Raw genomic sequence first — 23,462 nt, forward strand, 5'->3', positions numbered from 1 at the left:
TCGAGGTGCCGATCAGCGGGCGCCGCGGCAGTGCCCTGGGACACAATGAGGTCCATGAGCATGACCCACGCCCCCGATGCGGCCTGGCCCGCAGCGGCGATCAGCCAGGCCGAGGCACCGATGACGGCGGACACGGACCGCTATATGCGCGCCGCGGCCCAGGCGGTCGCCCGCGCCGCCCTGGCCGAGCTGGATGCCATGACGGACACGCAGGAGGCGGGGGGCGCCCCGGCGGTGCTGGCCCTGGCCGGCGGGGGTCACAACGGGGCCGACACTCTCCTGGCGGCCGCGCTCCTGGCCGGGCGGGGCCGCTCGGTCACCGCGGCGCTGTCCACCTCCAGGCCCCTGCCCATGGCCGTCGATGAGGCGGTCGGCGCGGGAGTGGTGATTGCCGCCGATGGCCCTCGGGCCGTGCGGTCCTTCCTGGCCAACGGCGGGGGACTGGTGCTCGATGGCCTGACCGGGATCGGCGCCAGCGGGGCGCTGCGGCCCCGGGCCGCAGCGCTCATCGCCCCGCTGCGGGCCGCGGATGAGCGCCCCGAGGGGAGGCCCTTCCGGGTCCTGGCCGTTGACCTGCCCAGTGGGACCGGGGTGGATGAGGGGGCCCTCCCCGGCCCGGTGCTCAGAGCCGATCGCACCGTGACCTTCACCTGCCTCAAGGGCGCCCTGTGCCTGCCCCCGGCCTGCCATGAGGCCGGGCGGGTCGAGGTCGTCGACCTGGGCCTGCCCCTGCCGGAGGGGCCGGAGCTGGTGAGCCGTCCCGCCGACGCCGCGCTGGCAGGAGCCCTGAGGGTCCCGGGGCTGGCCGACCACAAGTACACCCGCGGCGTGGTGGGGCTGTGGGCGGGCTCCGCCTCCTACCCGGGGGCCGCCCTCCTGGCGGCCTCAGGAGCGGGGCGCGCCGGGGCGGGCATGGTCAGGCTGTGCGCTCCCCACCGGGTGGCGGATCTGGTCGTGGCCAGCCGGCCCGAGGTCGTCCCCATGGCCGGTCGCAGCCAGGCCCTGGTCATGGGGCCGGGCATCGACACCGCGGACGGCCCCCGGGCCGTTGAGGTCCGCTCCGTCCTGGACGGCCTGCTCGCGGGCACCCTGGTGGGCACCGGGGCCGGCGGCCCTCCCATCGTCATCGACGCCGGGGGCCTGAGCCTCCTGGCCGAGCTGATGGAGCAGGGCAGGTCCTGCCGGCCCGAGCACATCCTGACCCCGCATGCCGGCGAGGCCGCAGCCCTGCTGACCGGCCTGGGGCGCAGCTGGACGCGCGAGGAGGTCGAGGCCCATGGTGCCCAGGCGGCCGGGCTCCTCCAGGAGCTGACCGGCGCCACGGTGGTGCTCAAGGGCGAGCCCACCCTCATCGCCTCGGCGGGAGTGGCCCTGACCAGTGTGGGCGCGGGTCCGGGATGGATGGCGACGGCGGGCAGCGGGGACGTCCTGTCCGGCATCCTGGGCGCCCTCCTGGCGGGCGCCGCCGTCGACTGGGAGCGGCGGGGCGGCGCGCCCGAGCCGAAGGAGATCGTCGCGGTGGTGGCGGCGGGCGTGCGTCTGCACGCCCGGGCGGGCGCCCTGGCCAGTGGCCTGGGCGCAGGGGCCGGAGCGCCGCGCGGCGGTGACGCCGCCGGACCGGCGCTCGGCGATGATCCCGGCGCCCCGATCCTCGCCCTGGACATCGCCGATGCCATCCCCGGGGCCTGGGCGGGCCTCGCCTCGGCGCGGGGACAACGGTGAGCGCGGGCGCCCAGTGGGGCAGGAGGCGGCGGGGATGCGAGAATCACGCCGTCAGCGCGCCTGAGAGGAGGCACCCGTGAGCACTGATCCCGCCCTGGCCGCCACCACGTCCCGGGCCGTCATCGACCTGGGCGCCATCGCCCACAACGCCCGTGTCCTGGCCCAGCGGACCACGGCCCCCTGGATGGCCGTGGTCAAGGCCGACGCCTACGGCCACGGCCTGGCGCAGGTGGCCACCACCTGTCTTGGCGCGGGCGCCAGCTGGCTGGGCGTGGCCCAGCTGGCCGAGGCCCTGAGCCTGCGCGCGGCCCTGGACGCCGCCGGCATCGCCCGCCCCGAGCCGGGGCCCGAGGCCGCGGCCGACCCCCGGGCGCCCCGCCTCATGACCTGGATCGCCCCGGTCCTGTCCGCCGAGCGCGCCCAGGCCCCCGACTCCCCGCTGCGCGCCGCCCTGGCCGCCGACCTGGACCTGTCGGCCTCCACCGTGGGGCAGGCCCGGGCCATCGCCGCCGCGGCCCGCGCCCATGGCGCCCCCGCCCGCGTCCACCTCAAGGTCGATACCGGCATGTCCCGCGGTGGGGCCACGGCCGAGGAGCTTGCCGAGGTCGCCGGTGCCCTGAGGGCCGCCGAGCAGGACGGGGCGCTGTGCGTCGTCGGCCTGTGGTCCCACCTCTCGCGCGCCGACGAGCCCGAGTCGGGATCCACCCGGGACCATCTGGAGCGCTTCCACGCAGCCGCCGAGCAGGTCGAGCGCTCAGGCCTGCGCCCGACCGTCCGCCACCTGGCCGCCACAGGGGGCCTGCTGTGGCATCCCGAGACGCATCTGGACCTGGTGCGCGCCGGAATCGGCCTGTACGGCCTGAGCCCCAACCCCGCCACTGCCACCTCGCAGGAGCTGGGCCTGCGCCCGGCCATGACGCTCCAGGCCGAGCTCATCCAGGTCAAGCGCCTCCACGCCGGCCAGGCCGTCTCCTACGGCGGCACCTGGAGCGCCCCCGAGGAGCGCTGGGTGGGCCTGGTGCCCCTGGGCTATGCCGACGGCCTGCCCCGGTCGGCCTCCTCCTGCGGCCCCGTGTCGGTGGCGGGCATCTGGGCCCCGATCGTCGGGCGCGTGTGCATGGACCAGGTGGTCATCGACCTGGGGCCTGCCCGGGACGCCGACGGCGTCGCCCGTCCGGCCCCCGCCGTCGAGGGGCAGACCGCGGTGCTGTGGGGGGACCCGGCCCAGGCGCCCCACCCGGTCCCCACGGCGGATGATTGGGCCCGCGCCTGCGGGACCATCAACTATGAGATCGTGACCAGGCTCGGGGCCCGGGTGCCGCGACGCCATATCCCCGCCGATGGCCGGGTGGACTAGGCTTAGCGCCGTCCCCACGCCGATCAGGAGACACCAGGAGCCACCGTGAGTCCCCAGCAGATGCCCGAGGCAGCCCCCGCCGTGCCGGAGGCCGGGGAGGAGGGCGTCGTCGTGGCCACGGCCAGCGCCGGGCAGACCCGTGACCTGGGGGAGCGCCTGGCGGCCCTGCTGCGCGCTGGCGACCTCGTGGTCCTGGCCGGCGGGCTGGGCGCCGGCAAGACCACCCTGGCCCAGGGCATCGGCGCGGGCCTGGGCGTGCGCGGGCGCGTGTCCTCCCCGACCTTCATCATCGCCCGCACCCACCCCTCGACCCGCGGCGGTCCCGACCTCATCCACGTCGACGCCTACCGCCTGGGCTCCCTGGAGGAGGTCGATGCCCTGGATCTGGACTCCTCACTCCAGGACTCGGTGACCCTGGTGGAGTGGGGCGAGGACAAGGTCGAGTCCCTGGCGGCCGAGCCCCTGACCGTCGAGGTGCGCCGGCCCCACGGCGGCCTGGAGGCCGGCACTGACCTGGACGGGGCCGACGACGGTCGCCGTCTCATCGTGCTGCGGGGCGCGGGGGAGCGCTGGTCCCGGGCCGAGCTGGAGACCCTGGCCGAGCCGGCCGGCCCGCTGGAGAGCCTGGCCGGCGCTGAGGAGGCCGGCAGTGACTGACAGCCCCGATCAGCAGGTGGTCGTCCGCCCGGCTGCTGCGGTGATGCGCCGCGCGCTGGCCGGGCTCATCTCTATTGGCCTGCTCAGCGCGCTGGTGGCGCTGCCCGTCCTCGTCGGTGCGGGACTCACGGGTGCCTCGCCCGCGGCGGTGGCGGCCACGAAGCCCGCGCCCCCTGAGCACGGGCAGCCTCCCGAGCACGGGCAGCCGCCGGCCGAGCCGGCCGCCGATGCCTCCCTGAGTCCCGAGGAGCCCCAGGGCATCGCCCGGGCCTGGATGGAGCAGGAGGGCCTGACCCAGGCGCGTCAGCACACCGGTGAGCAGGGGGAGATGGTCCTGGGCGACCTGCGTCCCGTGAAGTCCTGGGCCCCGGGCTTCCTCGACGGCTCCCAGCCCGCCGCCCCACCGGTGAGCACCGGGGGATGGGTGGCCCCCATCAGCGTGGGCACGGAGCCCGTGGGGGTGGTGCTGGCCACCGTCACCGATGGCACTGCCAGCGGCAGCTTCGAGCAGGACGCCGCCCTGGGCCTGGACCTGACCGAGGAGCAGGACGCCGACGTCGTCCACGACCAGAGCACGGACGCCTGGTACGCCGTGGCCAACGGCACGGTGAGCGCGATGGGCACCAAGGCGGCCTCCCTCCTGGCCGGCCCGATCGACCTGGCCGAGTACGGCCGCATCCTGCGCGAGCGCGCCAAGACCACCCCGGTGGCCGTCGCCGAGCCGCAGTTCGAGGAGGCCGCCGGGGGATGGGGCGTGTGGGGGCCCGTGCTGGGCGTCGCGATCGTGGGCGTCGTCATCGTTGTGGTCACCCTGCGCCATGAGCGCAAGGTCACCGCCCCCCTGCGCCAGCGCCACCAGGCCACGCCCGTGGGCGCCGACACCATCCCCGAGAGCCACGTCGATCTGTCCAAGCTCTAGGCGCACCTCCTCGTGACCTCCGACCGGCCCATTGACAGCTCGCTTCCCGGGCCCACAACGGTCGGCGGATGACGCGGGCACTTCCACATGAGGCATGGCGCCCCTCTCGCGGGCATCCATGCCATGGAGATCACCGACAACTGGCGCTGGCTCCTGCACGCGCCCGGACATACCCCCTGGGAGGACTGACACCCATGACCACCTCGAACACCCACCTGACGGACACCACCACCAGCGCCGAGCTTGACGCTCTGGCCAGTGCCGGCGCGCTGCGCCCCATCGGTGCCCCCGCGGGCGGTGGCCCCATCGCCGACGAGGACGAGCTCAGAGCGATCCTCGGTGGGCGCCCCAACCTCGGCTCCGCGCACGCCACCGGCGCGGGCGCCTCCGCCCGCCGCCAGGTCCGCCTGCCCGAGCACCTCAACGCCGCCCTCGACGACTACGCTGCAGCCCACTCCACCACCCCTAGTGCCGTTATCCGTGACGCCCTGACCGCCTACCTCAACGCCGCCTGATCCTGGCCGTCCCGCAGGCCCGGCCACCTCAACCGCCTCACGAAGGACACCTCATGTTCCCGCCCCCAAGGAAGTACAGCTAGCCTGCTCTAGGCTGGCCCCGTGCGTATCCTCTCCATCGACTCCTCCCTGGGCACGCAGGTCGCCGTGGTGGACGCCGGCCCCCACGGCCTGGAGGTCCTGACCCGGATCGAGCAGGACGATCCCCGCCGCCACGCCGAGTCCCTGGGGCCCCTGCTCGCCCAGGCACTGGCCGCCCCCGAGGCTGGCGCCCTGGACGCGGTGGTGGCGGCCACGGGCCCCGCTCCCTTCACCGGGCTGCGCGCCGGACTGGTAGCCGCCCGCGCCCTGGGCAGGGCCCGGGGCATCCCGGTTCACGGCGTGCCCAGCCTGGATGCCGTGGCCCGCTGCGCCCTCGATGTCCTTGAGGCCCCTGAGGCCCCTGAGGTCCCCGCCGATCTCGCCGGGACCCGCTCCGATGCTCAGGCTGGCCCCGTGATCCTCGTGACCACCGATGCGCGACGCCGGGAGGTCTACGCCGCCCGGTACCGCGCCAGGGGCGCCGACGACGTCATCCGGCTCGACGACCTGGCCGTCGTGGCCCCGGACCGGGCGCGCGATCTCGGGGCGGCCCAGGCCGTGGCGGGATCGGGAGCCGTGCTCTACCCCGAGCTGGGCGAGGGCCTGCCGACCGTGGCGCCCGTCTCGGGGGATGCCGTGGCCCAGGTCCGCATCGCCCTGGCCCGCCTGGAGCGGGGCGAGGAGCTGGATGGGCGGCCCCTCTACCTGCGCCATGCCGATGTCCAGATGCCCCAGGCCCGCAAGCGCGTGACATGAGCGCGCCTGATCAGGCCCCCGCGGGCCTCAGCCTGCGGCCCATGGAGGTGGCGGACCTTCCCCGCGTCGCCCGGATGGAGGCCGAGCTCTTCGGTGCCGAGGCCTGGAGCCGGCAGACGCTCAGCGCCGAGCTCCACGCGGCCGCACGGGGGGATCGGCGCTACATCGTCGTCGAGCCCGGTGAGGACGGCCAGGAGGATGGTCAGCAGGACGGCCGGGGCAGTCGGGATGGTCGGGACGGCTTCCCCCTGCTGGGCTATGCCGGGCTCTATCACGGCGACGGGCTGGGGGACGCCGACCTGCTGACCCTGGCCACCGCCCCGGCCGCCCGGCGCCAGGGCCTGGGCCGCCTCATGCTCGCCGAGCTGGTGGAGTCCGCCCGCCGGGCGGGATGCCGCGCCGTCCTGCTGGAGGTGCGCCACTCCAACACCGCGGCCCGGAGCCTCTACCTCTCCCAGGGATTCGAGCCCATCGGGCTGCGTCGCCGCTACTACCGGGCGCCGGTGGAGGACGCCGTCGTCATGCGCCTGGGCCTGCGCGCCAGCACCGGCCCGGTGGGCGCCGAGGCCACCTGAGCCCCGGCGGGCGCGCAGGTCCCGCCGCCCTCTCCGGCCGCCCTCACCGCCCGGCACGATCCTCCGGCGGAGAGGGCCCATCCGACCTGTTGTCATGCCGCGAGGAGGCGCCATCGGCAGCGCGCAGGGATTTCTGAACGCCGCCGTCACGAAAACGACTGGGAAACGGGGTGCTCAGGCGCGACGTCGGCAGGCGCCCAGGCCCGCCCAGCGGGCTCTCAGGCCCGGGATGACGCGGATCGCCCGCTCACCTGCGCGAACAGCGATGCGATGGGACCAAGGGCGCAGGTGAGTTGGATAACCTGTCGGCGTGGCCAAAACACCTGCTCCGTCCCCGAGGAAGCGAACCGCCTTCCACACGACCGTCTTCATGAAGCGGATGATGGCGTTTTCAGGAATCGTGTTCCTGTTCTTCGTCATCTTCCACGCCTACGGCAACCTCCACTACTTCGAGGGTGAGATCGCCTACGACCACTACGCGCACTTCCTGCGCGAGCTGCTGGTCCCGATCCTGCCGCACAGTGGTGTGCTGTGGATCCTGCGCATCGTCCTGCTGGTCTGCCTGCTGGCCCACGCCGGCAGCGCCTTCCACCTGTGGGCCCGCAACCGCAGGGCCCGCGGATCGGACAAGTACGCGGTCAAGAAGTCCGGCGCCGACTACTTCGCCTCGCGCTACGCCATGCGCACCATGCGCTGGGGCGGGGTGATCCTGCTGCTGTTCATCGTCTGGCACATCCTGCAGTACACCACCCTGCACATCACGCCGGGAGGGGAGTACATCCACGGGCGGGCCTACTCCAACATGTACTACGGCTTCCAGCTGTGGTGGGTCTGGCTCATCTACGCCGTCTCCCTGGTGGCCCTGTGCCTGCACGTGTGGCACGGCGTGTGGTCGGCCCTCCAGACCCTGGGCGCGGTTCGCGGCAACACCATCCCTGTCATCCGCCTGATCGCCTTCGTCGTCGCCTTCGGGCTCTTCGCGGTCTTCATGATCGTCCCCACGCTGATCCTCTTCGGATACTTCCCCGCGCCCATGTCCCCCGCCGAGTACGCCGCGGCCGCCGCCGCGGTCGGAATGTGAGCGAGTAACCATGTCAGAACTCATTGACGGCCTGTACTACGAGGGCGAGAAGATCGCCGACACCAAGGCCCCCCGTCACGTCCCGCTCGACCGGCGCTGGGAGCAGCGCAAGTTCGAGGCCGCCCTGGTCAACCCCGCCAACCGCCGCAAGCTCGACATCATCGTGGTGGGCTCGGGACTCGCCGGCGGCGCCGCGGCCGCATCCCTGGGCGAGCAGGGCTACAACGTCAAGGTCTTCTTCTACCAGGACTCCGCCCGCCGGGCCCACTCCATCGCCGCCCAGGGCGGGATCAACGCCGCCAAGAACTACCGCAACGACGGCGACTCCACCTACCGCCTCTTCTACGACACGGTCAAGGGCGGGGACTACCGCGCCCGTGAGGACAACGTCTACCGCCTGGCGGAGGTCAGCGCCAACATCATCGACCAGTGCGTGGCCCAGGGCGTGCCCTTCGCCCGCGAGTACGGCGGCCTGCTGGACAACCGCTCCTTCGGCGGCGTCCAGGTCTCGCGCACCTTCTACGCCCGCGGCCAGACCGGCCAGCAGCTGCTCATCGGCGCCTACCAGGCCCTGGAGCGCCAGGTCAACGCCGGCACGGTCAAGGAGTTCCGCCGCCACGAGATGGTCGAGCTCATCGTCGTCGACGGCCGGGCCCGGGGCATCGTGACCCGGGACATGGTCACCGGCGCCATCGACACCCACCTGGCCGACGCCGTCGTGCTGGCCTCGGGCGGGTACGGCAACGTGTTCTTCCTGTCCACCAACGCGATGGGCTGCAACACCACCGCGATCTGGCGCGCGCACCGCAAGGGCGCGTACTTCGGCAACCCCTGCTACACCCAGATCCACCCCACCTGCATCCCCCAGTCCGGCGACTTCCAGTCCAAGCTCACCCTTATGAGCGAGTCCCTGCGCAACGACGGGCGCATCTGGGTGCCCAAGAAGGCCGAGGACTGCGACAAGGACCCGCGCCAGATCCCCGAGGAGGCGCGCGACTACTACCTGGAGCGCATCTACCCGGCCTTCGGCAACCTGGTGCCCCGCGACATCGCCTCGCGCCAGGCCAAGAACATGTGCGACGAGGGACGCGGCGTCGGCCCCGCCATCAAGGAGCGCGACGCCGCCGGCAACGAGCGGATGATGCGCCGCGGCGTCTACCTGGACTTCTCCGAGGCCATCGAGCGCCTGGGCAAGGACGCGGTCTCGGCCCGCTACGGCAACCTGTTCGAGATGTACCAGCGCATCACCGGGGACGACCCCTACGAGGTCCCCATGCGCATCTACCCGGCCGTGCACTACACCATGGGCGGCCTGTGGGTGGACTACGACCTGGAGTCCAGCATCCCGGGCCTGTATGTGGCCGGGGAGGCCAACTTCTCCGACCACGGCGCCAACCGCCTGGGGGCCTCGGCCCTCATGCAGGGACTGGCCGACGGCTACTTCGTCCTGCCGGACACCATGAACGACTACCTGGCCGGCATGCTGCGCGAGGGCAAGGTGGACCCCGCCGCGCCCGAGATCGCCGAGGCCAAGCGGGACGTCGAGGAGCGCATCGCCCGCCTCATGGCTCTGCGCGGCACGCGCAGCGTGGACGACTTCCACATGGCGCTGGGGCGCATCATGTGGGAGTACTGCGGCATGGAGCGCCGGGAGGAGGGGCTGCGCGAGGCCATCGCGCAGATCCGGGCCCTCAAGGAGGAGTTCTGGAAGGACGCCCGCATCACCGGTCAGGCCGATGAGCTCAACCAGGCCCTGGAGAAGGCCGGCCGCCTGCTGGACTTCTTCGAGTTGGCCGAGCTCATGTGCATCGACGCCCTGCACCGCCGCGAGTCCTGCGGCGGGCACTTCAGAGCCGAGTCCCAGACCCCCGAGGGCGAGGCCCTGAGGCATGACGACCAGTTCCTCTACGTGGCCGCCTGGGAGTGGGGCGGGGAGAACCAGCCGCCGATCCTCCACAAGGAGGACCTCATCTACAAGGACATCGAGCTCAAGCAGCGGAGTTACAAGTGAACATCAAGCTCAAGATCTGGCGTCAGCAGAACCAGGACTCCCCGGGGCGCTTCGAGGAGTACGCGATGAGCGACATCGAGGAGCACATGAGCTTCCTCGAGGTCCTTGACCTGCTCAACGAGCAGCTCTTCGCCGCGGGCAAGGAGCCGGTGGCCTTCGACTCCGACTGCCGCGAGGGCATCTGCGGGCAGTGCGGCGTGGTCATCAACGGACAGGCCCACGGGCCCATCCGCTCCACGACCTGCCAGCTCCACATGCGCCACCTGGCCGAGGACCCGTCCTTCAAGGACGGCTCGACCATCACGATCGAGCCCTGGCGCTCCACCGGCTTCCCGGTGCTGCGCGACCTCATCGTGGACCGCTCGGCCCTGGACCGCATCGTCCAGGCCGGGGGGTACATCTCGGTCAACACGGGCGGGGCGCCCGACGCCCACGCGGTGCCCGTCCAGAAGGAGAAGGCCGACGCCGCCTTCGAGGCGGCCGCCTGCATCGGCTGCGGCGCCTGCGTGGCGGCCTGCCCCAACGCCTCGGCCATGCTCTTCACGGGGGCCAAGATCGCCCACCTGGGCCTGCTGCCGCAGGGCCAGCCCGAGCGCCTGGCCCGCGTGGTCTCCATGCTGGGCCAGCACGACGCCGAGGGCTTCGGCGGCTGCACGAATATCGGCGAGTGCGCCGCCGTGTGCCCCAAGTCGGTGCCGCTGGAGGTCATCTCCCGCCTCAACCGGGACCTGGGCCACGCCCTGTGGAAGGGGCAGAAGGCCCACTGACGAGCCGCTGACCAGCCCGCTGACGGGTGCTGACGCATCACTCACGCGCACGGCGCCGGTCGCCTGCCATTGGTAGGTCGACCGGCGCCGTGACCGTGTCCGCGGGGCCGGGCCGCCGAGGCACTAGGCTGGCGGCCGTGAGCGAACCATTGATCCTCGGCATCGAGTCGACCTGCGACGAGACCGGCGTGGCCCTGGTGCGCGGCCGCGAGCTCCTGGGTGACGTCACGGCCACCTCCATGGACGAGTACGCCCGCTACGGCGGCATCATCCCCGAGATCGCCTCGCGCGCCCATCTGGAGTCCTTCCTCCCCACCCTCGACGCCGCCCTGGAGCGGGCCGAGGTGGACCTGGGGGAGGTCGACGCCATCGCCGTCAGCGCCGGGCCCGGGCTCGTGGGCTCCCTGACCGTGGGCATCACAGCGGCCAAGGCCTTGGCCGTCTCACTGGGCAAGCCCATCTACGGGGTCAACCATGTCATCGGGCACCTGGCCGTTGACGAGCTCGTCACCGGACCCCTGCCCGAGCGCTTCATCGGCCTCATCGTCTCAGGAGGCCACTCCAACCTGCTGAGCATCGGGGATATCGCCACCGACGTCGTCGAGCTGGGCGGGACCCTGGATGATGCCGCGGGAGAGGCCTTCGACAAGGTCGGCCGGCTGCTGGGCCTGCCCTACCCCGGCGGCCCGCATGTCGATCGCCTGGCCCGCGAGGGGGACCCCGGGGCGATCCGCTTCCCCCGGGGGCTGGCAGCGGCCAAGGACAGGGAGCGCCACCGCTACGACTTCTCCTTCTCGGGGCTCAAGACCGCGGTGGCCCGCTATATCGAGTCCCTCCAGGACGCGGGTCGGGAAGTGCCCCAGGCCGACGTCTGCGCGGGCTTCTCCGAGGCCGTCAACGACTCCCTGACCGCCAAGGCCGTGGCCGCCTGCCAGGCGGCCGACTGCTCGACCCTGGTGGTGGGCGGGGGATTCTCCGCCAACTCCCGCCTGCGCGAGCTCGCCGCCCAGCGCTGCCAGGAGGCGGGGATCGAGCTGCGCATCCCGCCGTTGCGCTACTGCACGGACAACGGCGCCCAGATCGCGGCCCTCGGGGCGGCTGCGGTGCGAGCCGGGGTCGAGCCCTCGCCCCTGGACTTCGCCCCCGATTCATCGATGCCACTGGACACCATCGTGGCGGGCTCGCCCACGGCGCCAGGCTCGCCCACGGTGCCAGGTGCGCCGAGGTAGACATTTCCCGCCGAGGTCGACGCATTCACCGTCAATCTCGGCGGACAATGTCTACCTCGGCGAAGGGGGTGCGCGGCGAAGAGCGCGCGGCGAGAGGTCAGCGCGGCGAGGAGTGGACCGGCGTGGCCGAGGCCAGCACCTCGGTGGGGCGCAGGGGCCGCCCGGCGCGGGCCTCGGCCAGGAGCAGGCGGACCGCCGCCTCCCGCATGCCCCCGGCAGCACCCACCGCCGCGATCTGGCGCTGGTAGGAGGCCCCCGCCTCCAGGGTCGCCCGCACGCCGTCGAGCTCGGCGGCGCAGCCCAGGTCCTCAGCCACCGGCTCCAGATCGCGGAGCATGCGCTCCACCGTGTCCGTGACCAGCTCCTCCTCGCCCGCGGCATTGACGATGAGGATCGCATCCATGCCGTAGCGGGCCGAGCGCCACTTGTTCTCCGCCACATACCAGTCGGGCAGGGAGTCAATGGGCCGACCGGCATCGAGCCGGCGCGAGAGGTCCTCGACCAGGCACTGCGTCAGAGCGGCGATCCCCGCCAGCTCGGTGAGGTTGGTCGCCGCATCGCAGGACCTCACCTCGATGGTCCCCAGGCGCGGGGAGGGGCGCACATCCCAGCGGATCTCCGTGAAGTCCTCGATGACACCGGTGTGGATGAGGTCCCCGGTGTAGTTCTCCAGCTCCTCCCACGCGCTGAACTGGTGGGGCGCCCCGGCAGTGGGCAGCTGCTGGAACATCATGGCCCGGTTGTCCGCATAGCCCGTGTCAGCACCGGCCCAGAAGGGCGAGGAGGCCGACAGGCACTGCAGGTGAGCTGTGCGGGTGAGCAGCCCCTGGAGGATCGGCAGGACCTTGGCGCGGTCCTCAACCCCCACATGGACGTGGGTGCCGAAGATCAGCATCTGGTGGCCCCACAGGCGCGTGCGATCCACCAGGCGCGCGTAGCGATCGGCGTCGGTGACCTTCTGCACCAGGGGATCGGCGAAGGGATGGGTCCCGGCCGAGCCCAGATCCACGCGCAGGCGATCGGTGACCGGCAGCACCCGGTCGAAGGCGAAGGCCAGGTCCTCCATGCACTGGCCCACCGTGGCGCGGGCCCCCGAGACCAGCTCCACCGTGTTGAGCATCATCTCGCCGTGGACGTGCGGGTCCTGCCCGACCTCGGCCAGCACCTCGGCGGCGCACTGGCGCAGGTCCAGGCTGTCGCGGTCGATGAGGGCCAGCTCCCACTCCACCCCCAGGGTGGAGCGCGGGGAGTCGTTGAAGCGCAGCGGGTGGTGGTGCGGGCCGCTGGCGGCCGAGGGGCCGGCTCCCCGGCCCGCTGGGTATGCGGATGCGCTCATGGCACGTGTCCTTCCTGGCGGCACTCGGCCCCGAGCCCCGGTGGGCCTCGGGCGGGCTACTGGTCGTCGTCTGTCAGGGCGCGGGGATCGTCGGCCTGATCGGGCTCGACGACGAGGACCGCCCCCTTGGCCCCCCGCCCCAGGCGGGTCAGGATCCAGGTCTCCGCGGCCTCGCCCCGCGGCTTGAGGGAGGCGCGCAGCGCGTCAGGGGAGACGTCGACGCCGCGCTTGTGGATCTCCAGGCGGCCGATGCCGCGCTCGCGGACGCGGGATCGCAGCCCCTTGAGGCGCAGGGGCAGGACCTCGGTGATCCGCCAGCTGCGCACGAAGGGGGCCAGGTGGTCGGGCGGGGGCGCATCGCCGGTCAGGTAGGCGATGCGCGGCCCCACGGGCTGGGCATCCATTCCCCGGGCCAGGTGGGGCACGAGGCCGGCGCGGATGGCGGCGCCGTCGGGCTCGTGGATGAGGGGGCCCAGGTCCTGCGGCGAGGCGATGGGCTCGAGCTGCTCGGGCGGCGCGGAGGGATCGTCCACCGATGGGTCGGCCAGGGTATGAGCGGAGGCGCCCGCGCCCAGCACGAGGGCGGAGCGCCCCGGGCCCTCGGGGGCCAGGGGGCCGCACCAGATGGCGGCCTCGACAACCTCTCCGGCCACCGAGACCCACTGGACGTGGGCGTCGTCGGGCAGGGCCGCGTGGTCGATGCCGGGGGCGACCTTGACCCCCAGGGCCGGGACGCGCTCGCGCAGCGCCAGGATGCTGCTCAGTGCCGGGGACCAGTCCTCGGGGTCGGTGAGGCGCCTGCCGGCGGCGCGGCGGGCGGGGTCGGCGAAGACCGCGTCGATGCCGGCGGCCTCCATGTCGACCTCCAGGGCGTCGGCGCAGCGCACCTCGGCGTGGGGGAAGTGCATGAGGTTGACGGTGGCCAGCGCCGCGGTGGCCTCATCGCGCTCCACGGCCAGGACGGGCAGGTCCAGGCCGGCCAGCGCCATCGCGTCCCCGCCGATCCCGCAGCCCAGGTCGGCCACCCTCTGCGCCCCGGCAGCGGCGTAGCGGGCGGCGTGATGGGCGGCCACCTCCAGGCGGGTGGCCTGCTCCAGGCCGTCAGGGGTCAGCAGCATGGAGGAGGCGAAGGGCCCGAACTTGGACTGGGCGCGGGCCCGCAGGCGCTGCTGGGTCAGCCCGGCGGCCACCAGGGCGGGGGAGTGGCCCTGCTCGCGCAGGGACCTGCCCAGGGCCAGGGCCTCACCGGGGTCATAGGGCGGAAGGGAGGCCAGGAAGGCCCAGCCCTCCGGGGTCAGGAGCAGGGCGGCGTGCGAGCCGGCGGATGAATCGGTCATCGCCGCCCATCATCCCATGTGAGACGACCCCGCGCGCCGCAGGCCGGGGGTCGGCAGGGCGCGCCAGCGGCGCCGGGACAGGGCTGACGCCCGTGGCGAAACGACGACACGTCGTTGGCACTCGCGTTGACTGAGTGCTAACGACGTCGTAGATTCTGCGCAGGCGCATGGCTCACCCACCCTGCCATGGTCTGGCATTCGCCCAGGTCAGGCACGGTTGGATGGGCTGTGCGACTCGCACTCCCAGTGTCGGGCCGACCCCCGCGACGGCGGCCGGGCACAGCCCGGGAGGGCGAACAAGCCGTTCCACCGCACGCTGACAAGCGAGAAGGGGAGGTCCGCAATGTCGATCTCCATCAAGCCGCTGGAGGACCGCGTCGTCGTCCAGACGGTTGAGGCCGAGCAGACCACCGCATCGGGTCTGGTCATCCCTGACACCGCTCAGGAGAAGCCCCAGGAGGGCAAGGTCGTGGCCGTGGGCCCGGGTCGGGTCGACGACTCCGGCAACCGCGTCCCGGTCGACGTCGCCGAGGGCGACGTGGTCATCTACTCCAAGTACGGGGGCACCGAGGTCAAGTACGCCGGTGAGGACTACCTCATCCTCTCGGCCCGCGACATCCTGGCGGTCGTCACCAAGTGATCGCATGCTCGCCCCGAGCCGGCTCGGGGCGATGCCTCCGGCGATAGCATCGCGCAGCGTTGAGGGGCGACCACCAGATGGTGGTCGCCCCTCAACGCTGCGCGAGTCAATGCCGCGCGAGATGAGTGAGCCTCTCTCATCGGGGTGGGGTGCAGGGGGGGGCGGTTCAGCGGGTCGTGCGCGTGCGGGCCGTGGTCCTGGCGCGACCACCCGAACCTCAGGCTCGACCTGCGGATCATGCGAGTGCGGGCCGCGGTCCTGGGCATGGGGCGGCGGGCGTGCCGTGCCGCATGATCCTGAGTGCGATCGGCGGGGGCGACGCCGGGGCGGCGGGCGTGCCGTGCCGCATGATCCCGAGCGCGATCGGCGGGGGCGACGCCGGGGCGGCGGGCGTGCCGTGCCGCACGATCCCGAGCGCGATCGGTGGGGCGACGCCGGGGCGGCGGGTGTGCCGTGCCGCACGATCCCGAGTGCGATCGGTGGGGCGACGCCGGGGCGGCTCGGACGAGCCTTTGCGTCGTCGACGAACCTTTGCGTCAATCACCCCTGTGCTAACCCCAGTCCGATGACGCGAACCCTCGTCCGATACGCAGACCCTCGTCCGGTACGCAGGCGCACGTCGTCGGCGCGAACCTTCGTCCGGTACGCAGACCCACGTCGTCGGCGCGAACCGGCGCTCCGGCCTCCCATCGCTGGGCGGCGCCAGCATCACTGGGCGGCACGCAGGGGCGCCCCGCCCGAGGCCGGGGTCCCGGTCGCCCATGTCCGCCGGGGCGGCATCCAGGGGCGGCATCCCACCTACTCGCCGACCCCGACGAGAAAGGCTCGATGAGGCCCTGGTGCTTTCCCCCGGTGAATTCCGTTTTTGTGCGGAATGGTGAGGGGCTGCGCGATTAGGCCGGCTCGTTGGGGATCGTGCGGCGCGCCCGGCGCTCATAGTGCGCGCGACGCTCGTCCTCGCTCATTCCTCCCCACACCCCATAGGGCTCATGGGTGCGCAGCGCATGGTCTCGGCACTGAGCGATCACCGGGCAGCGCTCGCACACGGCCTTGGCCCGCTCGTCCCGCCTGTGCCGCGCGCTTCCGCGCTCGCCCTCGGGGTGGAAGAACATCGACGAGTCCATGCCGAGGCATGCCCCCTGGTACTGCCACTCCCACAGTGCGGAGATCGGGCCCGGCAGACGCGAGCTGTCATGCATGGAACGATCCCCCCCTTGGATGCGCTTGCGTGGAGCACGGTGCTAGACATACACCTATAACGATAGGATCGCTTGCCCGATGGATCAAGACGGATATCGTTTCAGTGTCGGGTGCGCGCATTCTTTTTGGCGTTCGACTAATTTTATGCCTATCTGGAAACGATGGTCACATTGTGGCGATCGAGAGTCATATAGGGGGCACCTCATTCTGTATTTTTAATCCCTGTGGTCGATAAAGCGTTCGCAGGGGCCTGCCGGGCGGGCCCCGTCGGCTCCCGAGGCTGCCGGTGGTCCGGGGGAGGACGTACGATGCTCGTGTGAGCGACTCGATCACCAGCCCTGACATCTACGCCCCCACCGGACTGACCTACGATGACGTCCTCCTGCTGCCCAGGCTGACCGACGTCGTCCCCTCCGAGGTTGACACCACCTCGCAGCTGACCAGGCGGATCACTCTGTCCGTCCCTCTGCTCTCCGCGGCCATGGACACCGTCACCGAGGCCGAGATGGCCATCGCCATGGCCCGGCAGGGCGGCATCGGCATCCTCCACCGCAACCTGTCCATCGAGGACCAGGCCCAGCAGGTCCGCCGGGTCAAGCGCTCCGAGTCCGGGATGGTCACCGATCCGGTCACCGTGGGGCCGCATGCCACCATCTCCCAGCTCGACGAGCTGTGCGGCCACTACAAGGTCTCCGGCCTGCCCGTGGTCGACGACGAGGGCAACCTCCTGGGCATCATCACCAACCGCGACCTGCGCTTCGTGCCGCCCGAGCGCTGGGCGACCCTGACCGTGCGCGAGTGCATGACCCCGCGCGACCGCCTCATCACCGGCACCACCGGCATCTCCCGGGAGGACGCCAAGGCCCTCCTGGCCGAGCACCGCATCGAGAAGCTGCCCATCGTCGATGCCGCGGGACGGCTGACCGGCCTGATCACGGTCAAGGACTTCGTCAAGACCGAGCAGTACCCCTCGGCCACCAAGGATGACGCCGGCCGACTGGTGGTGGGCGCCGCCGTCGGCTACTGGGGGGACACCTGGGAGCGCGCCGAGGCGCTGACCGAGGCCGGCGTGGACGTGCTGGTGGTCGACACCGCCAATGGCGGGGCCTCCCTGGCCCTGGAGATGATCTCCCGGCTGAAGTCCGACTCCGCCTTCGACGGCGTGGAGGTCATCGGCGGCAATGTGGCCACGCGCGAGGGGGCCCAGGCCCTGATCGATGCCGGGGCCGATGCCGTCAAGGTGGGCGTGGGCCCGGGATCGATCTGCACCACCCGAGTCGTCGCCGGAGTGGGCGTGCCCCAGGTCACGGCCGTCTACGAGGCCGCGCGCGCCTGCGCTCCCGCGGGCATCCCCCTCATCGCCGACGGCGGGCTGCAGTACTCCGGGGACATCGCCAAGGCCCTGGTGGCCGGGGCCAGCACCGTCATGCTCGGCTCCCTGCTGGCGGGCTGCACCGAGTCCCCCGGGGACCTGGTCTTCGTCAACGGCAAGCAGTGGAAGCGCTACCGGGGCATGGGGTCGCTCGGGGCGATGAGCTCGCGCGGGCGCGCCTCCTTCTCCAAGGACCGCTACTTCCAGGCCGATGTCACCGGGGACGACAAGCTCGTCCCCGAGGGCATCGAGGGCCAGGTGCCCTACTCCGGCTCGCTGGGGGACGTGGTCTACCAGCTGGTGGGCGGCCTGCACCAGTCGATGTTCTACGTCGGGGCGCGCAGCATCGCCGAGCTCAAGGAGCGCGGGCAGTTCGTGCGGATCACGAGCGCCGGGCTCAAGGAGTCCCACCCCCACGACGTCAAGATGACCGTGGAGGCCCCCAACTACACGGGCCGCTCAGACTCCTGAGGCCTCCTGAGGCCGGCGGGCCCCGCCCGCCCCGGCTCAGAGCTCGGGCAGAGGCCAGGAGGTCTGGGCGCCGGGGCGAGAGGGGTTCTTCCTGGCCAGCCACTCGTTGAAGCTCGTGGCCCACTGGTGGTGCGCCCGGGCCTGCCAGTCCAGGAGCTCGGCCGCCGACAGCCCGGCGAGCTCGGGGTGGGCCGCCACCAGGGCCTCCAGGACATCCAGGGTGGCGGCCACGTCCACCTCCGCCGTGTGCAGGGCCGCATCGACACCGACCCCGTAGACCTCGCACAGATCCGACAGGCGGCGCTTGCCGCGACGGTAGCGGTCCACGGCGCGGTCCAGGACGAGGGGATCGGCGATCGGCCCCAGCTGGCCGCCCAGGCGCCGGCGCAGGGTGTCCAGGCCGTGGCGGGCGAGCTCGGACTCGATGAGGGTCAGGTCGAAGGAGCCGTTGAAGGCCGCCACCGGTGTTCCCCGGGACATCGCCTGAGCCAAGCGGGAGGCCACCTCCTCCAGCACCTCCACCACCGGGCGGCCCTCGGCGCGGGCCCGCTCGGTGCTCACGCCATGGACGGCCGCGGCCGCCTCAGGGATCTCCACGCCCGGGTCGGCCAGCCAGGAGCGCACCTCCTGGTGGCGCGTGCCATCGGCGCGGCGCGGCCCGCGGGAGACCAGGGCGGCGGTGACCAGGCGGTCCCGGGTGGGATCGACCCCGGTGGTCTCCGTGTCGAAGCCCAGCAGGGGGCCGTCGATCCAGGAGTCGGGCCGGGTGGGCGCAGTGGGCGGGGACTGCGGGTCGAGCGCATCGTTCATGACCAGAAGCATGCCATCGGGCCATGACACGAATGGTCGAATGGCAGTGCGCCCCGGCCGGCCGATGACGCACAACACCGACGACGCGCAACACCGGCCGCGCGCGGCGAGGGCCCGGAGGGGCGCGCATAGGATTCCCCCATGAGCTCAGAGATCGAGATCGGGCGCTCCAAGCGGGCCCGCCGGGCCTACTCCTTCGACGACATCGCCCTGGTCCCGGCCAGGCGCACCCGCGACACCACGGAGGTGCGGGTGGGCTGGCAGATCGACGCCTACCACGTGGACCTGCCGGTGATGGCCTCGCCCATGGACTCGGTGATGAGCCCCCGCACCGCCATCCTGGTCGGCGAGCTCGGCGGCATCGGCGTGCTGGACCTGGAGGGCCTGTGGACCCGCTACGAGGACCCGGGCCCCGCCCTGGAGCGCATCCGCCAGGCCTCCCCCGAGCGCGCCACGGAGGTCCTCCAGGAGGTCTACCGCGCCCCCGTGGACCCCGGGCTCATCGTCGAGCGCCTGGCCCAGATCCGTCAGGCGGGCGTCGTCGTCGCCGGCCGCCTGAGCCCGGGCCAGACCCAGCGCCACTGGCGCACCGTGGTCGAGGCGGGCGTGGACCTGCTGGTCATCCGCGGCTCCGTGGTCTCGGCCGAGCATGTCTCCGGGGCCGTCGAGCCCCTCAACCTCAAGCGCTTCATCTACGAGCTCGATGTTCCCGTGGTCGTGGGCGGGGTCACCACCTACACCGCGGCCCTCCACCTCATGCGCACCGGGGCGGCCGGCGTCCTGGTGGGCCAGGGCGGCGGGGCCTCCTCCTCGGTGCGCCAGGTCCTGGGCCTGCACATGCCCATGGCCACCGCGGTGGCCGACGTCGCCGGCGCCCGACGCGACTACCTGGACGAGTCCGGCGGCCGCTACGTCCATGTCATCGCCGACGGCTCGGTGGGCAACTCCGGGGACGTGGTCAAGGCCCTGGCCTGCGGGGCCGACGCCGTCATGCTGGGCGCGGCCCTGGCCCGCGCCCAGGAGGCGCCCGGAGGGGGATACCATTGGGGCGCCGAGGCGCGGCACGAGCGCCTCCCGCGGGGCTTCCGCAGTCACGTGGGAACCGTGGGCTCGATGGCGGAGATCCTCAACGGGCCGTCCAACCGGGCCGACGGCACTGTCAACATCATGGGGGCGCTGCGGCGCACCCTGGCCACCACCGGCTATGCCGACGTCAAGGAGCTCCAGCGGGTCGAGGTCGTTCTCGCCCCCTATGAGGCCTCCTGACCCCCGACCGTCCCACCCCACCTCACCCCGAAAGGCCAGCCATGAGCGACCGCCTCCCCATCCACCTGCGCAACGCCGGAACCTCCGTGGTCCTGGACCTGCCCGAGGACCGCTTCCCGGTGGTGCGCCACTGGGGCGAGGACCTGGGGGAGATCACCCCCGTGGCCCTGACCGACCTGGCCGTGGCCCAGTCCATGAGCACCGGCGAGAACGCCACCTGGACCACCCCCGACCTGCCGGTCCTGCCCCTGCCCCACCTGGGATGGGGCGGGCGCCCCGCCCTGCTGGTCCACCGCGCCGACGGCTCGGCCTTCAGCGCCCACCCCGGGGCCGTGACCCATGAGTCCCGCCAGGAGGAGGCCCCCGGCGGCACCGCCCACGTGGTGGTCTCCACCGGCTGCGACGAGGTCCACGGCATCACCGTGGCCACCGAGCTGCGCCTGGAGCCCTCGGGCCTGCTGCGCCTGCGCACCACCGTGACCAACTCCGCTGACGACGGCGCCCCTCTCGTGGTCGATGAGGCCAGCCCCGTCCTGCCGGTGCCCTCAGACGCCGTCGAGCTGCTGGACATGACCGGCCACCACTGCCTGGAGCGCCAGTTGCTGCGCACCCCCTTCACCCCGGGCATCCGCCTGCGCGAGTCCTGGGAGGGGCGCACCGGGCATGACGCCGCCACCTGGCTGGCCGCCGGCCAGGCAGGATTCGGCTGGAGGCGCGGCCGGGTCCACGGCGTGCACGTGGCGTGGTCGGGCAACACCCGCCACCTGGCCATCAACTCCACCCCCGGGCACAGGCTCATCGGGGGCGGCGAGCTGCTCCACCCCGGGGAGGTCGTCCTGGAGGCGGGCCAGTCCTACGCCTCGCCCTGGCTGGTGGGCTCCTGGGGCCAGGGCCTGGACGCCCTGGCCGCCCGCTCCCACGCCTGGCTGCGCTCGCTGCCGGCCCACCCCGAGCGCCCCCGGCCCGTGCTGCTCAACATCTGGGAGGCCGTCTACTTCAACCACGACCTGGACACGCTCAAGGCACTGGCCGATGAGGCCGCCGCCATCGGCATCGAGCGCTACGTCATCGACGACGGCTGGTTCGGCTCCCGGCGCGACGACACCTCTGGCCTGGGGGACTGGCAGGTCTCGGAGGAGGCGTGGCCCACCGGCATCGAGCCCCTGGCCGAGCACGTGCGCTCCCTGGGCATGGAGCTGGGCCTGTGGTTCGAGCCGGAGATGATCAATGCCGACTCCGACCTGGCCCGGGAGCACCCCGACTGGATCCTGTCCGACGGCGCGGGCGGCGCCCCCGAGCACCGTCACCAGCGGGTCCTGGACCTGACCGCCCCGGGGGCCTGGGACTACCTCTTCGAGGCCATCTCCACCCTGGTTGAGCGCCTGTCCATCGCCTACATCAAGTGGGACCACAACTCCACGGTGCTGGCGGGCGGCCATATGGCGGCCAACCCCGAGCTGGGCACCCGCCTGGGCGCCCCGGCCATCCGCGAGCAGACCCTGGCCTTCTACCGGCTCCTGGACGCCCTGCACGAGCGCTTCCCCGCCCTGGAGATCGAGTCCTGCGCCGGAGGCGGCGGGCGCATCGACCTGGGGGTCATGGAGCGCGCCCAGCGCGTGTGGACCTCGGACTGCAATGACGCCCACGACCGCCACAACATCTACCGGGGGACCACGCTGCTGCTGCCCCCCGAGCTGGTGGGCACCCACGTGGGCTCCGGCCACGACCACTCCACCCTGCGCAGCCTCGACATCTCCTTCCGCGCCGGCACCGCCCTGTGGGGGCATATGGGCGTGGAGTGGGACCTGGTGTCGGCCAGCGATGAGGACAAGCGCAACCTCGCCGAGCTCATCGCCCTGCACAAGGAGCTGCGCGGCCTGCTGCACTCGGGCACCGTGGTTCACGCCGACGTCGACGACGATGACGTCCTGCGCATCCAGGGCGTGGTGGCGCAGGACGGCTCCGACGCGCTGTTCGAGATCGCCTCCCTGGGCCAGCCCCTGACCTGGCCGGGCGCCCCGCGGCCCCTGCCCGGTCTCGACCCCCAGCGCACCTACCGGGTGTCCCTGGCGGTTCCGGCTTACGAGGGCCTGCACTACAGGGCCGCCTGGCTCGAGCAGGGCGTGACCCTGCCCGGCGCCTACCTGTCGGCCACGGGCCTGGCCCTGCCCTTCATCCACCCCGACCACCTCATCCTGGTGCGGGCGACCGCCGTGGACTGAGCCCGTCGACCCACCCCGAGCGCCCCCGGCCCTTGCGCGGCCGGGGGCGCTCGGCGATCGGCCCCGCCCGGGGCCTCGGGGACGGCAGGGGCGGCCGGGGGCGGCCGGGGGTCGCTGGGGGTCGCTGGGGGCTCGGCAATCGGGGGCCCAATGGAGATTCCCTCCATCTGATGGCTGCGCACCACGGGTCATCTCCGGTAATGTCAGGCCGTAGGCAGTCATTGGGCTGCTGCGTCCGGCACAAGGGGGCTCCGAGCGCCCGCCGTGCCGATCCCTTCACCACTAAGGAGTTCCACATGGCTCAGGTCACCGCCACCATCGCTTCCAAGGTCGGTCTGCACGCCCGCCCCGCTGCCACCTTCGTCAAGGCCGTTGCCGAGAAGGGCGTTCCCGTCACCATCGCCAAGGAGGGAGGGGCCGCTGTCGACGCCTCCTCCATCCTGGGCGTCATGACCCTGGGCGCCGGTTTCGGCGACGTTGTCACCCTGTCCTCCGACGCCGACGGCGCCGACGCCGCCCTGGAGGAGCTCAAGGCCCTCCTGGAGACCGACCTCGACGCCTGAGCCCAGCGCGTCGACGATCCGGGGCGCGGCCACCTGACGGGTGGCCGCGCCCCGGATCGCGTATCAGAGGTTGTGCGGGTAGGCGGGTCTGGTCATCGAGCCTGGCGCGCCCTCGCGCCCGGGCGTCACTGCGGGCCGGCGGCGCCTGGGACGCAGACCGGCGCCTCCACCACCGCGCAACGCCGCACCCGGCCCATCCACGCAGGCTCCACGGTCCGGGCGGTGCCCCGCGTCGCCGTCGGGCATTGCTGCCAGTGGCGGATCGGCCCGAGCCGCAGCCCGGCGAGGGGCTGGACTCGGGCCGATGGCGCCAGTGCGGGGTGGACTCAGTCGTCAGCGGCGTCGGACGAGCCCCCGGGGACAGGGCGGATGAGCCACCACGCCCCCATGCCCACGGCAATGCCCAGCAGCCCCAGGCCGGACCACAGGTTGGCGTTGATCCCGCCGGTGCGGGACAGCTCCGAGGCGTCGGTGGCCAGGAGGGCGCAGGCCAGGAGGAACAGGCCGATCAGCCCCAGCGCGCCGGCGATCACCGCGCGGATATCGGATAAGGATCGCTTGGTCATGGTGATTGC

22 protein-coding genes are annotated in these 23,462 nt (G+C 72.7%); 16 read left to right on the top strand and 6 right to left on the bottom strand.

What is annotated here, in order from left to right:
* The first annotated feature begins 54 nt into the window (after positions 1-54).
* The 7 genes from EL266_RS05400 (at position 55) to EL266_RS05430 (ending at position 6,582) form a co-directional block, all read left to right on the top strand.
* On the top strand, positions 55-1,722 hold the full coding sequence (locus tag EL266_RS05400) for a bifunctional ADP-dependent NAD(P)H-hydrate dehydratase/NAD(P)H-hydrate epimerase (protein WP_232012122.1): 1,668 nt from the start codon (positions 55-57) through the stop codon (positions 1,720-1,722).
* Positions 1,723-1,798: 76 nt separating this feature from the next.
* Positions 1,799-3,079, top strand: a complete 1,281-nt coding sequence (alr, locus tag EL266_RS05405; RefSeq protein WP_034515715.1) for an alanine racemase — start codon at positions 1,799-1,801, stop codon at positions 3,077-3,079.
* A 60-nt stretch (positions 3,080-3,139) separates the two neighbouring features.
* Positions 3,140-3,736 carry a tRNA (adenosine(37)-N6)-threonylcarbamoyltransferase complex ATPase subunit type 1 TsaE gene (gene tsaE, locus EL266_RS05410; RefSeq protein WP_051281458.1) on the top strand — a complete coding sequence of 199 codons (597 nt, stop codon included), beginning with the start codon at positions 3,140-3,142 and terminating at the stop codon, positions 3,734-3,736.
* Complete coding sequence (locus tag EL266_RS05415) at positions 3,729-4,655, top strand: hypothetical protein (RefSeq protein WP_051281459.1); 927 nt, start codon at positions 3,729-3,731, stop codon at positions 4,653-4,655. Before tsaE ends, EL266_RS05415 begins: the two co-directional genes overlap by 8 nt.
* Positions 4,656-4,849: 194 nt before the next feature.
* Positions 4,850-5,170, top strand: a complete 321-nt coding sequence (locus EL266_RS05420; protein WP_051281460.1) for a ribbon-helix-helix domain-containing protein — start codon at positions 4,850-4,852, stop codon at positions 5,168-5,170.
* Between the two features lie 102 nt (positions 5,171-5,272).
* Entirely contained in the window at positions 5,273-6,007 is a 735-nt protein-coding gene (gene tsaB / locus EL266_RS05425; RefSeq protein WP_026428054.1) for a tRNA (adenosine(37)-N6)-threonylcarbamoyltransferase complex dimerization subunit type 1 TsaB, read from the top strand.
* Complete coding sequence (locus EL266_RS05430) at positions 6,004-6,582, top strand: GNAT family N-acetyltransferase (RefSeq protein ID WP_026428055.1); 579 nt, start codon at positions 6,004-6,006, stop codon at positions 6,580-6,582. The genes tsaB and EL266_RS05430 overlap by 4 nt, the downstream gene beginning before the upstream one ends.
* 174 nt (positions 6,583-6,756) lie before the next feature.
* Here the strand turns inward: EL266_RS05430 and EL266_RS13400 are convergent, their stop codons facing one another.
* Positions 6,757-7,002, bottom strand: a complete 246-nt coding sequence (locus EL266_RS13400) for a hypothetical protein (RefSeq protein WP_169719983.1) — start codon at positions 7,000-7,002, stop codon at positions 6,757-6,759.
* Here EL266_RS13400 and EL266_RS05435 point away from each other — a divergent pair.
* From EL266_RS05435 to tsaD, 4 genes are all read left to right on the top strand, one after another.
* The gene (locus tag EL266_RS05435) at positions 6,953-7,663 is read left to right on the top strand and encodes a succinate dehydrogenase cytochrome b subunit (RefSeq protein ID WP_197719293.1); all 711 of its coding nucleotides are present in this window, start codon (positions 6,953-6,955) and stop codon (positions 7,661-7,663) included. The genes EL266_RS13400 and EL266_RS05435 overlap by 50 nt on opposite strands.
* Before the next feature lie 10 nt (positions 7,664-7,673).
* The gene (locus EL266_RS05440) at positions 7,674-9,674 is read left to right on the top strand and encodes a fumarate reductase/succinate dehydrogenase flavoprotein subunit (protein ID WP_026428057.1); all 2,001 of its coding nucleotides are present in this window, start codon (positions 7,674-7,676) and stop codon (positions 9,672-9,674) included.
* Positions 9,671-10,441, top strand: coding sequence for a succinate dehydrogenase/fumarate reductase iron-sulfur subunit (locus tag EL266_RS05445; RefSeq protein WP_026428058.1), 771 nt, complete (start codon positions 9,671-9,673; stop codon positions 10,439-10,441). Before EL266_RS05440 ends, EL266_RS05445 begins: the two co-directional genes overlap by 4 nt.
* A 137-nt stretch (positions 10,442-10,578) precedes the next feature.
* Positions 10,579-11,670, top strand: a complete 1,092-nt coding sequence (gene tsaD / locus EL266_RS05450; RefSeq protein WP_051281461.1) for a tRNA (adenosine(37)-N6)-threonylcarbamoyltransferase complex transferase subunit TsaD — start codon at positions 10,579-10,581, stop codon at positions 11,668-11,670.
* A gap of 97 nt (positions 11,671-11,767) precedes the next feature.
* On the opposite strand, the gene EL266_RS05455 is transcribed toward tsaD, so the two are convergent.
* Both EL266_RS05455 and EL266_RS05460 read right to left on the bottom strand, forming a co-directional pair.
* Positions 11,768-13,006 carry a glutamate--cysteine ligase gene (locus EL266_RS05455; RefSeq protein ID WP_051281462.1) on the bottom strand — a complete coding sequence of 413 codons (1,239 nt, stop codon included), beginning with the start codon at positions 13,004-13,006 and terminating at the stop codon, positions 11,768-11,770.
* A 56-nt stretch (positions 13,007-13,062) separates the two neighbouring features.
* Complete coding sequence (locus EL266_RS05460; protein WP_026428059.1) at positions 13,063-14,343, bottom strand: class I SAM-dependent methyltransferase; 1,281 nt, start codon at positions 14,341-14,343, stop codon at positions 13,063-13,065.
* Between the two features lie 343 nt (positions 14,344-14,686).
* On the opposite strand from EL266_RS05460, the gene groES reads away from it, so the two are divergent.
* The gene (gene groES / locus EL266_RS05465) at positions 14,687-14,983 is read left to right on the top strand and encodes a co-chaperone GroES (RefSeq protein ID WP_026428060.1); all 297 of its coding nucleotides are present in this window, start codon (positions 14,687-14,689) and stop codon (positions 14,981-14,983) included.
* Positions 14,984-15,876: 893 nt separating this feature from the next.
* Here the strand turns inward: groES and EL266_RS05470 are convergent.
* Positions 15,877-16,182, bottom strand: coding sequence for a WhiB family transcriptional regulator (locus EL266_RS05470; protein WP_026428061.1), 306 nt, complete (start codon positions 16,180-16,182; stop codon positions 15,877-15,879).
* A 317-nt stretch (positions 16,183-16,499) separates the two neighbouring features.
* Between EL266_RS05470 and guaB the strand changes: the two genes are divergently transcribed.
* Positions 16,500-18,026, top strand: coding sequence for an IMP dehydrogenase (gene guaB, locus EL266_RS05475; RefSeq protein WP_034515717.1), 1,527 nt, complete (start codon positions 16,500-16,502; stop codon positions 18,024-18,026).
* Positions 18,027-18,062: 36 nt separating this feature from the next.
* Here guaB and EL266_RS05480 read toward each other — a convergent pair whose 3' ends face one another.
* Positions 18,063-18,836, bottom strand: a complete 774-nt coding sequence (locus tag EL266_RS05480; protein ID WP_051281463.1) for an exonuclease domain-containing protein — start codon at positions 18,834-18,836, stop codon at positions 18,063-18,065.
* A 141-nt stretch (positions 18,837-18,977) separates the two neighbouring features.
* Here EL266_RS05480 and EL266_RS05485 point away from each other — a divergent pair, with 141 nt between their 5' ends.
* The 3 genes from EL266_RS05485 (at position 18,978) to EL266_RS05495 (ending at position 22,887) form a co-directional block, all read left to right on the top strand.
* Complete coding sequence (locus tag EL266_RS05485) at positions 18,978-20,102, top strand: GuaB3 family IMP dehydrogenase-related protein (protein WP_026428063.1); 1,125 nt, start codon at positions 18,978-18,980, stop codon at positions 20,100-20,102.
* A gap of 41 nt (positions 20,103-20,143) precedes the next feature.
* The gene (locus tag EL266_RS05490) at positions 20,144-22,324 is read left to right on the top strand and encodes an alpha-galactosidase (RefSeq protein WP_026428064.1); all 2,181 of its coding nucleotides are present in this window, start codon (positions 20,144-20,146) and stop codon (positions 22,322-22,324) included.
* Between the two features lie 296 nt (positions 22,325-22,620).
* The gene (locus EL266_RS05495; RefSeq protein ID WP_026428065.1) at positions 22,621-22,887 is read left to right on the top strand and encodes an HPr family phosphocarrier protein; all 267 of its coding nucleotides are present in this window, start codon (positions 22,621-22,623) and stop codon (positions 22,885-22,887) included.
* Positions 22,888-23,213: 326 nt separating this feature from the next.
* Here EL266_RS05495 and EL266_RS05500 read toward each other — a convergent pair whose 3' ends face one another.
* The gene (locus EL266_RS05500; protein WP_026428066.1) at positions 23,214-23,453 is read right to left on the bottom strand and encodes a hypothetical protein; all 240 of its coding nucleotides are present in this window, start codon (positions 23,451-23,453) and stop codon (positions 23,214-23,216) included.
* Positions 23,454-23,462: the final 9 nt, after the last annotated feature.

The sequence above is a fragment of the Actinomyces slackii genome (genome assembly GCF_900637295.1).
GTDB lineage: Bacteria > Actinomycetota > Actinomycetes > Actinomycetales > Actinomycetaceae > Actinomyces > Actinomyces slackii.